Annotated in this window: 10 protein-coding genes and 1 pseudogene; 8 read left to right on the top strand and 3 right to left on the bottom strand. The window is 50.3% G+C overall.

Annotation, left to right across the window (positions count from 1 at the left end; translation table 11 throughout):
* Positions 1-3 precede the first annotated feature (3 nt).
* Complete coding sequence (locus tag ACVB80_RS09830; RefSeq protein WP_481081112.1) at positions 4-1,323, bottom strand: type VI secretion system ImpA family N-terminal domain-containing protein; 1,320 nt, start codon at positions 1,321-1,323, stop codon at positions 4-6.
* A gap of 838 nt (positions 1,324-2,161) precedes the next feature.
* Between ACVB80_RS09830 and ACVB80_RS09825 the strand changes: the two genes are divergently transcribed.
* The 5 genes from ACVB80_RS09825 to icmH are packed head-to-tail and all read left to right on the top strand — an operon-like array spanning position 2,162 to position 6,739.
* Positions 2,162-2,758: a hypothetical protein gene (locus ACVB80_RS09825; protein ID WP_481081359.1), complete on the top strand. Its 597-nt coding sequence runs from the start codon at positions 2,162-2,164 to the stop codon at positions 2,756-2,758.
* A 10-nt stretch (positions 2,759-2,768) separates the two neighbouring features.
* Entirely contained in the window at positions 2,769-4,118 is a 1,350-nt protein-coding gene (gene tagH / locus ACVB80_RS09820) for a type VI secretion system-associated FHA domain protein TagH (protein WP_481081111.1), read from the top strand.
* A complete protein-coding gene (gene tssJ, locus ACVB80_RS09815) occupies positions 4,111-4,611 on the top strand; it encodes a type VI secretion system lipoprotein TssJ (protein ID WP_481081110.1) in 501 nt (166 codons plus the stop codon). Before tagH ends, tssJ begins: the two co-directional genes overlap by 8 nt.
* 14 nt (positions 4,612-4,625) lie before the next feature.
* Entirely contained in the window at positions 4,626-5,951 is a 1,326-nt protein-coding gene (tssK, locus tag ACVB80_RS09810; protein ID WP_481081109.1) for a type VI secretion system baseplate subunit TssK, read from the top strand.
* Positions 5,948-6,739 (top strand): type IVB secretion system protein IcmH/DotU, encoded by a 792-nt coding sequence (gene icmH, locus ACVB80_RS09805; protein WP_481081108.1) that lies wholly within the window; start codon positions 5,948-5,950, stop codon positions 6,737-6,739. The genes tssK and icmH overlap by 4 nt, the downstream gene beginning before the upstream one ends.
* A gap of 170 nt (positions 6,740-6,909) precedes the next feature.
* Here icmH and ACVB80_RS09800 read toward each other — a convergent pair.
* Together ACVB80_RS09800 and ACVB80_RS09795 are read right to left on the bottom strand one after the other, a co-directional pair.
* Positions 6,910-7,173 (bottom strand): annotated as a pseudogene (locus tag ACVB80_RS09800) (transposase); the annotation flags it as partial.
* Positions 7,174-7,293: 120 nt separating this feature from the next.
* Positions 7,294-8,169, bottom strand: a complete 876-nt coding sequence (locus ACVB80_RS09795; protein WP_481081107.1) for a LysR family transcriptional regulator — start codon at positions 8,167-8,169, stop codon at positions 7,294-7,296.
* Positions 8,170-8,397: 228 nt separating this feature from the next.
* Here ACVB80_RS09795 and ACVB80_RS09790 point away from each other — a divergent pair, with 228 nt between their 5' ends.
* From ACVB80_RS09790 to ACVB80_RS09780, 3 genes are all read left to right on the top strand, one after another.
* Positions 8,398-9,690, top strand: coding sequence for a glycoside hydrolase family 18 protein (locus ACVB80_RS09790; protein WP_481081106.1), 1,293 nt, complete (start codon positions 8,398-8,400; stop codon positions 9,688-9,690).
* Between the two features lie 99 nt (positions 9,691-9,789).
* The gene (locus ACVB80_RS09785; protein WP_481081105.1) at positions 9,790-10,953 is read left to right on the top strand and encodes a LacI family DNA-binding transcriptional regulator; all 1,164 of its coding nucleotides are present in this window, start codon (positions 9,790-9,792) and stop codon (positions 10,951-10,953) included.
* A 126-nt stretch (positions 10,954-11,079) separates the two neighbouring features.
* Positions 11,080-13,443: a glycoside hydrolase family 31 protein gene (locus tag ACVB80_RS09780; protein ID WP_481081104.1), complete on the top strand. Its 2,364-nt coding sequence runs from the start codon at positions 11,080-11,082 to the stop codon at positions 13,441-13,443.
* The last annotated feature ends 7 nt before the right edge of the window (positions 13,444-13,450 follow it).

Here is a 13,450-nt window from a genome sequence, read left to right as displayed (position 1 = left end):
ATGTTAGTGTTTATTAGTTTTTTCTGTTGTACGTTGCTCAGCCAGTTGGTTGAGTCTGTACTGATATACGTTTAACAGAGCCTGGGCTTTTTCCAGCGCCTGGATGTTTTGTTCTTTTTCTGCGTATTCGATGCGGCCAAGCAACGGAAACAATGTATTGCTGTAGTTATATGCCGAGTTCAGAGCATTTCCATCCTGGCTTTGTCTGGCATTTGCGATGGCTGTTCTTGCCCGCCCGAACTTGTCGGTGAGCACGATATATTGAGTCTCAATGCTGTCTTTTTGAGAAAGAAAGACTTTCTTCAGCAGTTGCGCAGTGGATGAATCCGGATACAAATTGTTTAGCTTCAGAGCGATCGAGTTGAGTTCCTGAGCCTGGTGAACCCGCACAGGATCTTTTTCCCAGCCGGAGAGAAGCTCTTCTGCCCGGTCCAGTGCCGCTTGTTTTACATCGGCTGAATGTCGTGCATCCTGGTCGTTCAGTCCGGTCAGCAAATTATTTAGTTTTGAAACATCAGCCTGAAGGAGTTCTGCCCTTAACTGACTCGTTTGATACTGCTGGTACGCAAAGTGAGTAAACAGGCAGCCCAGCAAAATGATTGCGACAACCAATAAGGGCTTGGCCGGGCTTTTTGACTCTTCTTTTTTCTCTTTTTCAGCGGCAGGCTGAGGCGCAGGAGGCTGAACCTGGACGTGTATCGTGCCCGATGGTCCCGATGGTGGAGCGGGGGGAACTGGTTTCTCTGCTTCTTTCTTTATGCTTTGCTCTTTTTGTGCCTGTTGCTCTTTGAGCTGCTCTATCCACTCGGTCAGAACCCGGCGAATTGGCCCCAGAGACGGTGTTTTTACACCATAGTATTGTCTGAGTTCCTCTTCGATTTTCAGAGTCAGCTTGTGACCAGTTTCAAGCAGTGGCAGATCGCTTTCACTGATCCGGAGCTTGTTTAACTTCTTTACCCCGTGATCCAGCATCCATTCAAAGGCGCCGATGCGTGCCGTCGCTTTTGATTCTTCCGGATAAGCTGTATGCCAGTAAACAACAGTAAGATCGTGAATAGCACTCAGACCATCTACAAGACCTTTTAAACCATTAACATGCAGAGCCGCTACAGTGTAGTAACACGCGCAGCGAAAGTCCTTACTGTGCTCCTTAAGGATCATTGAGGACAGCTCTAGGGTTTTCTTCCATGATATGGAAGCAACTACCTTGTTTAGCCCGTTTATTTGACGTTTAAGGTCAGAAAATGCGTCCAGATTGTTCGGGTTTGTACCTGTCGGAGATTCTGAGTTAATTGGTCGTCTTGTAAAGTCAGAAAAATACATTATTTAGCCAGCCATGACGTTGTTTTTATATCATTGAGGTTATTCTAATATTATTGAGGCTGCCTTATTGATAGATTGAAATATATTGACAGCAGCCATTGACCAAGGATTGTATTCACTATTCAGAGAAATTAAATGACTAAATACACATCTTAGACCGATACAATCACTAAATGTGACGTACATCAAGCTTGAGCCAGCTTGGAAAACAGATCACATAAATCAAGCACCCCATAAATGTTAGTATTATGTTTTCTGATGTTTACCTGGTGAATGGTAAGTGCGTGTCAGATCTCGTATTGGGTTGCTAATTTTAGAAAAATCTAAATGGATGTTTGAGTTGCTTCCAGGTAAAATATCTGGTCAATATGACGAGTGACGTGGCTGTTAGTGTGAAATCTGATCAGTGAGAGTTTGGGTGAGCTGTTAACGAAAGTTTTGTGTTTGCGCTCTGTCCATGAGTTATCTTTGTTTGAATTTTGTACTACTGTTTATTTACCAAAGAGTATGATCTGGCGCGTAAAATAGAAAAATCTATTTCTTTCAAAGTGTTAGTGGTTTGGGTTGTTAATATTGGAGAAAGTTAGCCTCGTTGCGAAGTTATAATTTCCTATTTTCTAAATAAGAGTCCTGTGATTGAGTTATTTATAAATTGCGCAACGCAAAAGTTCAGGTTTTGCTAATATTGTCTCTGGCTCCTCCATTCTCACTGAATTTATAGTGATAGTGTTTGTCTGGGGCTTCATATTAACTGATCTTAATGAATGGGGTTGAAATTCCACGGGTCACTGCTAATGTCGCGCTGCATAATATTGATATTGTTCATAGGATGACACGCGTGCTTAAGAAAGCTTGTTTTATGTTGGTGGCTCTGGGTTTGGTTACCTCAAATCCGGCGTTTGCAAAAGGAGAGCGCTATGGCGCTACCGTTGGATTGTTTGGTGTATCCGCAAAGGATTATCCGCAGGGCAAAAGCGGTACCGCAGACGTACTGAAATTCGGCCTGACTCACAGTCGCCCGATTGACGAGAACAACAACCGCTGGCGGTGGTGGTTTGGGCTGAACTATCTCCAGTCCAGCATTCAGGCCCCGGTCGGTGGCGTATACGAGGAAGTACAGAACATAGAATTACAGGTCGTTCCGCAGTTTGCTTTAGCTGATTTCGGATGGATGACGCCTTACGTAGGCGCTGGCTTGTCACTGGGTTACTCAAAATATTCTGACCGCTGGAAAGTGGACTCCGACGGCTACAAATATGAAGCCCTGGAAGATGCATCAAATTTTGAGTTTGGTGGCGTGGCTTCTGTCGGAACAGTTATAAAACTGGGCTCGAATCCGGACGCACATTTACAAATCATTCCTCAGGCATCCTATTTGGTGCCATTGAACAGCGGATTGGGCGGTTACGAGCTTTCCGTAACTCTTCTGTTTTAGGGAGTCGCTGATGACCGTACCTCAACTGGTTCTTCATGTGATCAAATGTCCGGAGGAATATACCGGAAGCAAACACATAGAAATTCCGGCTGGTGGCGGCGCTATCGGGCGCAGCCCTGGCAGCGCCTGTAGTCTGCCTGACCGGGATAAGTTTATTTCCGGTACTCATGGCATCGTATCTGTATATGGCAACACTTATTATCTGAGTGATGTCAGTACTAACGGGACTCTGATTAACGGGAATAAAGTTCTTAAAAACCAGCCTATTGCGTTATGTGAAGGCGACTCAATAGCGATGGGACGATATGAGCTCTCTGCTTCATTTGAGCAGGCTTCGCTGTCTGCAGATATTGCAGCAGATATTGTTCCCCAACGAATGAGTGATGATCCACTCTGTTGTCTGGAGGAGCCTGAACAAAGCATTCCCTCCGATGATAAAGGTTGTATCGAAGATTTGTTCATTGAAACCAAAGAAGACGAGGCCGATACATTTGACCCGATTACTCATCTGGATTTCTCAATGGAAAAGGAAGATTCACTTATCGCTGATCCGGTCAGACCGATAGAGGAAAGTTTTCAGCCTGAGCCATCAAACCGGCAGGTTGCCGATGATACGGAAAGTGTCTTCTCTCACATTGATATTCCCGAACTGATCCCTCAGGACTGGATGGGGCAGATTACTGAGCAGAGCAAGCCGACTGAACCTGATCAAAACACAGAAGTAGTCCAGGAATCTGTCAGAGGCAAACCGCTTCAGTGGGAAGAAGTCACACCGGCAGAAGCGCCGCCTCACCCGGAGCCAGCTACCTGTGAACTCGAGACTCCGGAGGTTGTGGATACGGCTTTTGGGAACGACCTGACGGAAGCGTTTTTTGCAGGGCTTGGTGTTCCTCAGGACTATCACAATCATACCTCCCCGGAGTTTATGAAGCAGATGGGGGCCAGCCTCAGGCTCTCCCTTGACGCGTTAAGTAAACAGCTGAAACACGTCGCCTCTTTCAAATCCGAAAGCGATGAAGCAGATGATATCTTCTCCCTGATGCTGACTCTACACGAGCAGGATCTGCTGGCTCCTTCAGAGCTGGTAGAGCAGGTAGTGGATGAGCTGGAATCGCACCGGCTTCACTATGGCAAAGCGGTGAAAGCTATGGTGACTGAACAGACAGACAGCTACGATCCTATCCGCTTTCTTGGGGAGTTTGCTGCGGGCCAGCGCTTTGTTTCCAAAAGGAAACTGTGGAATGAGTATACCCAGCACTTCCAGCAGCGCTCATTGGATTATCTGGACTCCGGCGGAGCTGGTCTGGATAAAAAGATTAAAAACCACTACACCAAAATCATGAAGGAAACCAATGCGTAAAGGGCTCATCATATTGTGTGTCCTGATGCTGCAGGCTTGCAGTATGTGGGACCAGTTTAAAGAATCCACCGGTATTACCCCTGAATCATCATCAATTGAGCTGATCATTGAAGCTGAGGACACCCTTAACCTGAGGGAGGGGGGGCAGTCTTCTCCGGTAGTGCTCCGTATCCATGAACTGACATCACCGGTGCTGTTTCGTAGTCTGGACTTCTTTGCTTTGTTTGAGAATGACAAAGAGTCACTGGGCGATGAGTTTGTAAAGCGGTATGAGTATGAGATTCAGCCCGGGGAAAAAGTTCACGAAGTCTTCCAGCTTGACCCCTCAACCAGGGCTATTGGTTTTTCTGTGGCGTTTCGTGAGATCAACGGTTCATCCTGGCGCAGAGTTGAAACTATTGATGAGAAAACGGCTTACTTCCTTCGTCTGAATCTGGAAGGCAGTGAGATGAAGGCAGATAACACCCGCGGTATTGAGCAAACCTATTTCTGAGGATGAGTTAACCTATGTCTCTATTTAATCCTGTTGTTTGGCAAGATGGTATGTTCATGAAGCCACAACACTTTCAGCAGCTTGATCGTTTTCATACCAGACAGCTTTCTATGATGAGCATGTTTCCGAATCCGTTTTACTGGGGTGTGCGGAAACTGGAGATTAACAGCGACCTGTTGTCATTGGGTAAAATCGGTATTACCCGTGCAGACGGCATCCTGCCGGATCAGACCCCGTTTCAGCTGCCAGAGTTAGCAGACCTGCCTGAGATCAGGCAGGTAGACCCGACTTATACCGGGAAAGTCGTGTACCTGTGCTGCCCGTTGCCATCGGAACGGCAGGAGCTTTTTGGGGATGCCTCTGACGGAGCCCGCTATCAAAATGATGGTGAAAGCGCCGTAGATGCAAGCTATGGCCAGGAAGATACGGCTGAGATTCAGGTAGGTAAACTGCGCTTTTCCCTGATGTTTGATCATGAAGACAAGAGTTCTTTTGCTTCTGTTCCGGTACTGAAAATACTTGAAGTTAAAGCCGATGGTTCGGTTCTTCTGGATGAGAGCTTTATCCCAACCTGTATTGATATTCAGGCTTCCAGCGTTCTATCCAAGTTCACGAATGAGTTTGCCGCTATGCTCCGCCACCGTGCGGAAACCATCGTCGCCCGCCTGGGAGCGGTTGATCAGCAGGGGGTATCTTCCGTAGCTGATTTTATGTTGCTTCAGGCTATTAACCGGCTTGAGCCTCTGTTCTGGCATCTTGCCAGCTCCGAAGGAACGCATCCGGAGTGTTATTACAAATACCTTCTGCAGGCGGAAGGTGAGCTGGCAACCCTTTGCTCACAAAGCCGCCGGCCGAGTGAGTTTGTCCGGTATAACCATGGTGACCTGACTTCATGCTTCACCAGAACGTTGCACAACGTGAAGATGACACTGAGCACGATGTCTGAGCAGCGTGCAATACCATTGACCCTGCAGGAACAAAATTATGGTATCCGCACTGCCGCGATCCCTGACAGCGGAATTGTTGAATCGATGACGCTAATCCTGGCAGTCAAAGCAGATGTTACGCTCGATGTATTGCATACCAAGTTTATTGCGCAGACGAAGATTGGCTCTGTTGATAACATCCGTGAGCTCATTAACCTTCAGTTGCCTGGTATTGGTATCAAGCCAATGCCTGTAGTGCCACGGCAGTTACCTTATCATGCCGGTTACACCTACTTTGAGCTGGACAGAGCCTGTGAAGAGTGGCAGGCACTTAAGAACTCCGCTGCGATTGCAGTTCATGTTTCTGGTGATTTTGCTAACCTGTCACTGCAACTCTGGGCTGTGAAAGTATGAGTTATATAGATGACGACGTAACTGTCGTTCTGTTCCAGCCGGAGCCGGGCAAGCCCATGGAGGTTATGCCTGCTCCGGATCTGTCCAGGAACATATCAGTTGCGGATCTTGATATAAAAACTCTTGGCGTCAATCCTCTGGTGGATCAGTTTACCTGGCTGGTTGCGAGCCTGTCGTGTATGGATTCGATCCCATGGCTGGATGATCCAATGCCTTTTCGTGAACAGGTAGCGCGGGAAATACGCAAAGGCGAGCGCAAGCTAAACGAAATGGAAGTCGACAGAGCAACCATCCTGGTTATCCGTTATTGTCTGTGCGCAGCAATGGATGAAGCGGTTTGCCGTCAGGATTGGGGGGCAAACAGTAACTGGAGCTCAAACAGTCTGTTGGCTGAGTTTCATAATGAAACCTCCGGTGGTGACAAGTTCTTCATTATCCTGGAACGTCTTAAAAGCGATCCCCGAAAATACAGGTATGTCATTGAGTTCCTGTACCTGCTGTTGCAACTGGGCTTTCAAGGACGGTACGGACGCGAAGACCGTGGCAGTGATAAGCTGTCGGAAATCAGTAATACAATCTATCGTCTGGTCAGGGATGAACGACTGGCAGAGCAGGAGCAGGTGAGACTGATTAACCTGAAAGCTAAATACATTTCCAAACCACTTAAAAAAGTGATCCCCCCTCGATGGATCCTGGCCGTGAGCGGGCTGCTGCTTGCAGCTATGTATACCGTGACATACTTGGCAATTGATATTCAGTATCAAAAGCTGTTGGAAATGGTTTTGTAGTTGTCAGAACCAGACTTTAATACTACCCGCTATTTAAACGGGGGAACCCCGGTTCTCCCAATAGTGGTTGATTCCCTTGACCATGCCAAAAGCTCCTGAGTCAGCAGTTCCCTTGTGGCAGCCCCTTTCCATCAATGGCCAGTTTTCTGACAACTGCAGATGATCAGTTGCTTTTTTAGAATGGCCTTTTCTCGTTCTAGTTGACTGCTCCTGGCCTCCAGCTTTTGGATTTTCTGTTGCTCTGGCGTTAAGGCTTTGGAAGTTGGCGTACTTCGGTTACATCCTTGCTAGAGCTGTTTGACCCAGCGCCTGAGTACCGTTTCCTCTATGTTTAAGGAACGACTTGCTTCTGGGACTGAGTAACCCTGGCCGAGTACCAAACAGGCCGCTTCAAGTTTGAATTCAGCGAAAAATGAACGATGTTGTCTTGTCATGGAACACCTCTTTCTTTGGTAGGGATTCTACCACCTCAAATGGTGTCTGGGCTTATTAGGCCACTACAAGCTTGTTCAGAGCACGTTGCCAGTAAAGTGAAGTAAAGTAATTGCTCCTCTTCACCCAAAACACCCCACTAAATGCCCATACCTCGCCGGCAGCTCCCGGTTCTTCTTATAGATCAAATACAAACTCTCAGTCAGCGGCTTCTTCGGAGGGTAAACATACAGCTCTTCAGGCCGCGTAAAGGCCTGTACCGCGCTTTCTGGCAGAACCGTAAATCCAAGCCCCTGTGAAACCGGCAGCAGGATCTGGTGAAGCTGGTTGATATAGCCTTTTACCGGAACCTGAGAGATATCCAGCACGCCAAAAGGCTCCTGGCTACTGTGTTGCAGGTACTGGCCCAGGTAGTGCATTCCGTCCGGGTGGTTGATGAGGCCAAGCTGGCTCAGTTGCTGCTGGTCGATGGGTTTGTCTTTGTATTCTGCAGGCAGCACCAGGCAGAGGGATTCCTGCGAGACTTGTTGTGCGCTGAGCTTTGGGGAGTCAGGCTGATTGGTGACGATACCGGCATCCAGCTCGCCATTTAGAACACCGGCGGTGATGCTGTGTTGCGGGGCGGTCTCCACAGAAAACGTCAGGCCGGGATACTGCTTCTGGATGGCGATTAGCTCAGGGTAGAGCTTCAGGGCCATTGCGCCGGAGCAGCCAATGTGGCACTCGCCAGCGTTGGGGTCATCATACTGAAGCTGCTCCAGTAGACGCTTTTGTTGTTCCTGCTGGTTCTTTCCATACTCATATACCGCCTTTCCCTGCCCGGTCAGTTCAAAATCTTTACCCTCGCGGATCAGCAGCGGACAGCCGCAAGCGCTTTCCAGCTTTTTGATGTGCTGGCTCACGCCTGGCTGGGTCATATACAGGGCTTCAGCGGTACGGGTGAAGTGGCCGATTTCAACCAGATGGATAAAGGTGTTGAGCCAGGTAGTGTTGAGCATTGGATTACAATCACTTATTAAAAGTCTGATGGTTAATAATATGACGTTCTCATTGCCAAAATCTATACCTTTAACTTTGCGAGGCACTACAAATTCCATGTGCAAAATTAGAAATAACGTCATGAAAAATAAATAAATTACCTCTGCAGGTCACCTTTTTAATATTTCAGCCATTGAACAAATTTTCAGGCGTCTACTTTATAAACACTTAACCATGGGAGATATGAAATGAAGAAGGTGATAGCAGCCGGGCTGGTGGCGTCGGCGCTGAGCATGCCTGCAATGGCGAATGAAAAAGTTGTTGCAGGTTACTTCGCTGACTGGCAGTACGCTAACAGAGATAACCCCTATACGGTGCAGGACATTCCGGCAGAAAATCTGACTCACGTGATTTACGCTTTTTTGTCTATGTGTGGCCCTCATTCCGGTGCCAGTGAAACGATCCAAAGCCTGATCGCGAAGCAGTGTGAGGGCAAGGCACCTTTTACCGCCATTGTGGTCGACAGTGAAGCTGCGCTGGAAAAGGACTTCGGCAAAGTGCAGGTATCCGTGCCGTATAAAGGCCATTTTGCCCAGCTGGCGGATCTTAAGCGCGAGCACCCGGAGCTGAAAATCCTTCCTTCATTTGGTGGCTGGACTATGTCCGAACCGTTTCATGCCATGGCCAAAGATCCTAAAGCCATCGAGCAGTTCTCCAAATCAGCGGTGGAGCTGATCGCTCAATATGACTTCTTTGACGGTATCGACCTGGACTGGGAATACCCGGGCGGCGGCGGCCTGACGACGTCTCCCTGGAATCCGGCAACCAAGCTGGATGACGCGCAGAAGCAGAGCGAGCGCGAAGCCTTTACCCTGCTGGTGAAAACCCTGCGTACCGAGCTGGATAAACTGGAGAAAACCACCAAACGTGAATACGAGCTTTCAACGGCTGTTGGTGTTGGGCCGAAAGCAGCGCAGATTGACTGGAAATCTGCAGCACCATATCTGACCAACATGTTCGCCATGACCTATGACTTCCTCGGCGGCTGGGGTCAGCAGACCGGGCACCTGACCAACCTGCACGCCACTGAGCGCAGCTGGTGGAGAATGGGCGCGGATGTGTTTATCAATCAGATGATCGAGCATGGCATTCCGGCAGAGAAGCTGGTGATCGGTGCTACCTACTATGGTCGTGGCTGGCAGGAGACCCAGAACTATGATGGCGGCCTGCCAACTTCTGATCTGCTTTCCAAACAGGGCGCGCAGTTCGGTACCGGCGAGAATGGCTACTTCATGTTCTGGGATCTGATGAAAAACTACGGCACCAAACAGGGCTACCAGTACAAGTATGATGATCAGGCTCAGGCGCCTTATCTGTGGAACCCGGATAAGAAAGTGTTTATCTCGTTCGATGATGCCCGCTCAATCCGCGCTAAAGCAGAGTGGGCGAAAAACGCCAACCTGGGCGGTATCTTCTCGTGGGAGCTGTCTGGTGATCCGGAAGGGAACCTGACCAGAACCATGTATGAGGCGATGAAGTAGTTCTCATTGGTACACCATAGCCTGGTGACCAGCCGGTAGTCGTCAGGCAAACTCTCTGCGACAGGACGTCGCAGTGAAGCCCCATGGAAGGGTTTATGCGTGTTTGTATGGCGGCTGCTGGCTGGTGATGCACTTAACCTGGTCGCCATTTCTGATAACAAATCTTTCCAATTCAGGCTGCTACCGGTAGTATCTTCTGCATTAACTCCACAAGGTAATGCTTTTTCTTCTATGTCCCGTGTCACTCTCAAAGATGTCGCCAAAGCGGCTAATGTCTCGGTTGCTTCGGCTTCCAATGTGCTTAATGGCCGGGCACATAAAGTCTCGGCAGACACAGCTGAGCACATTCGCCGGGTAGCAGGGGAAATGGGTTATGCCCGCAACCACAACGCAGCGGCGCTCAAGCAGGGCTGCAGCAACATGATTTGGCTGCTGATGCCGGGCCTGTCTGCGGAAGAGAAAGATGAAAAGCTGCTGCGTCAGGAGCATCCGTTTTTTATGGACTTCCTTTCCGGCATTGAGAAAGGAACCTCCGCCTGCCAGTTACAGTTTGGTTCCCTGCGCGCCAGCAGTAAGCAGGACTTATCCCCACTGCTCAATGGCCCCAGGCCTAAAGGGGTGATCACCCTTGGGCTGCTCAGTGAAGATGTGGAAAGTACCATTGCCTGCTGGAACATTCCGACTCTGGTGGTCGATCACGGTGACTTCTTTCAAAAGTACCCCGAGAACCCTCATCTCACCAACTACAGTATTGATGATGCACAAATGGGACAAACGGCCCTGCAGCATCTGCTGGATCTTGGCCACCGTCATATCGTATTGCTGTTTGGTGAACTGGGACTGTCTGCGGTGCATCAGGAACGCTATGAGGGAGTAAAGCGTCTTGCAGAGCAGTACCCGCAGCCGGTGACGCTTGAGTTGATCGAGTCTCCAACCTCATTCAGCGGGGTTGAGCAGGTCTTTCCGCAATTGCAGCATAAGCTGGAGCAGGGGGCAGACGCCGTGCTGGCGATGTCCGATATTCAGGCGATAGGCGTCTACCGGATGGCGAGCCGTGCCGGTATGAAGATCCCGCAGGATTTCTCGCTACTGGGTATGGATAACCTCAGCCTGCTCGATTTTCTCCCTTACCGGCTGACCACAGTCAGCCAGGCGATCACCCACCGGGGTTACTATGCAGTGCAGAAACTGGCGTACGGAACTGTGCCAGCGCCCCTGCAGCCTGAGCTGATCCCTGGCGAGACCACCGCTCCCCGAACTTAATCCCTCCGCTGTTATTCATTTATCTGCACATCCTTTGATCGTTCTCACGCTTATGAGGCTAAACGTTTAACCTCTGTTGGGTTAAACGTTATGCTTGCCGGAAATTCAGATGGTTAAGGATGGAACATGAGCGTGGATCTCCCTTCGCATTTTCGCTTTTCTCACCAGGGTAAAGCGGCTCCTCAGGCGGTTGTCAGTGGCCGGCACTACCGCTTTACCCTGCTGACAGACCGGATGATCCGGATGGAATACAGCGCGGAAGGGCAGTTTGAAGACAGGCCGAGTCAGACATTCTGGCATCGTCATCAGCCGGTTCCGGATTTTCAGCTTAGGGAAACAGAGCAGGAGCTTCGGATTTCGACCCGCTATTTCCATCTTCGCTATCAAAAAGAGCAGCCTTTTGCACGTGCTACCCTGTCGGTCAAACTCGCTACGGACAGTATTTCCGGCAGCGGGATCTGGCGCTATGGGTTTTGCGAGCACAACAACTATAAAGGCACCGCACGAACCCTGGACGATGTGGACGGTGAACTGCGCCTGGAGCGGGGGCTGTTCTCCGAAGAGGGCTATATGATCTGGGATGATCAGCCAAAGCAGGTGTTTGAAGAGAACGGCTGGCTGGGTAAGCGAAACCCTGATAATGAAGACCTGTATTTCTTTGCTTACGGCAATGATTTCGAAGCGGGGATCCGGGACTTCTACCAGGTCAGCGGAGCCACGCCTATGCTTCCCCGTTATGCGCTGGGTAACTGGTGGAGCCGGTACTGGCGTTATGATGAAGCGGAGCTGAAAGGCCTTATCGAGAACTTTGCGCAGCGGAACATTCCGCTTTCCGTCTGCATCATCGATATGGACTGGCACCTTACCGACATCCCTCAGCAATACGGCAGTGGCTGGACCGGTTATACCTGGAACCACGAGCTGTTTCCAGAGCCTGGCGAGTTTATCAGCTGGCTGAAAGAGCGCGGTCTGCATACCTCACTTAACCTGCATCCGGCGCTGGGCATCCGGGGCCATGAAGCCTGTTACCCGCAGGTAGCTGAGGCGATGGGGGTGGATGCGAAAGCGCACGAACCGGTTGAGTTTGATTTTACCAGTCCTGCCTTTGTGGATGCTTATTTCCGCCATGCCCATCACCCCCATGAAGAGATGGGAGTCGATTTCTGGTGGATAGACTGGCAGCAGGGAGAAAACACAGGCATCGAAGGGCTGGATCCGCTCTGGATGCTGAACCACTTCCACTTCCTCGACCTTGCACGAAATGGCGACAAGCGCGGATTTACCTTCAGCCGTTATGCCGGGCTCGGTTCGCACCGTTACCCAATTGGTTTCAGCGGCGATACGCACGTCACCTGGGAATCACTCGATTTTCAGCCTTTCTTTACAGCCAATGCTGCGTATGCCGGCTATGGCTGGTGGAGTCACGACATAGGCGGGCATTTTCAGGGGCTGGAGGAATCCCAGCTTTATCTGCGCTGGGTGCAGTTTGGCGTGTTCAGCCCGATTATGCGCCTGCACTCCTCCTGTAACTACTACAGTAAGCGCGAGCCGTGGCGCTGGGATGCACAGACAGAGCGTATCGCGTCTGACTACATGCGCCTGCGGCACCAGCTCATCCCGTATCTCTATTCCATGGCGTGGGTAAATCACAACAACGGTCTGCCACTGGTTACCCCTATGGCGTGCCGTCATCCCCATATGGCGGGCTGGGGGAGTGAACGTTATCAGAACCAGTACTATTTCGGCAGTGAGCTGATTGTTGCGCCGCAGACGACTCCGCTGGACCCTGAGCTTCAGCGCAGCGTGAAAAACATCACCCTGCCGGAAGGGGAGTGGTATGACTTTTTCTCCGGTGAGCACTACCGGGGCGGGCGAGAATATACCCTGTATTCCACGCTGGAACAGACGCCTGTATTTGCCAAAGCGGGCGCGATCATCCCAATGAGCTCAAACCAGGGGAACGACACGGGTAATCCGGAGATAGTTGAACTGAAGCTTTTCCCGGGAAGTGGAGAGTTCAGTCTGTATGAAGATGACGGGATCAGCGATGCATACCAAAGCGGCAGCTCTGTTACTACGCTCATTCGAACCTGCTTAAGTGATAACGGCCTGGAGCTGACCATTGAAGCGCCAGCAGGTGATCTGACCCTGCTCCCGGAGGGCCGCAGTTACCGGGTTTATGTTGCCGGCCAGGCTGAACCGGCTGCGGAGCTCAGCGGGCCCGGGACGCACCATATTACGCTGCCTTCAGGTACCGGCTGCCACTATGACCCGGCAGCTGAGGTCATGGCTGCACTGGAAAGCGCTCACATACCCGCAGCAGACAAAGCGCAGATTGGATTTGTCTCTGCCCATAACCCGGCTCACCGGGGCGGGATCCTTGGTATGGAAGTCTCGGTGGCGCGAAAACTCAGCGCCATAAGTCAGCTGGAGATAAGTGACACAGTTAAGAAGATGGTGACTGATCTCCTGCTCAGGCACTGCGATTAAGAGTGAT

Source organism: Vibrio sp. 9-16B-A1, from assembly GCF_056726165.1.
The sequence above is the reverse complement of the archived record's forward strand: the minus strand, read 5'-3'. Positions and strand labels throughout refer to the sequence as shown.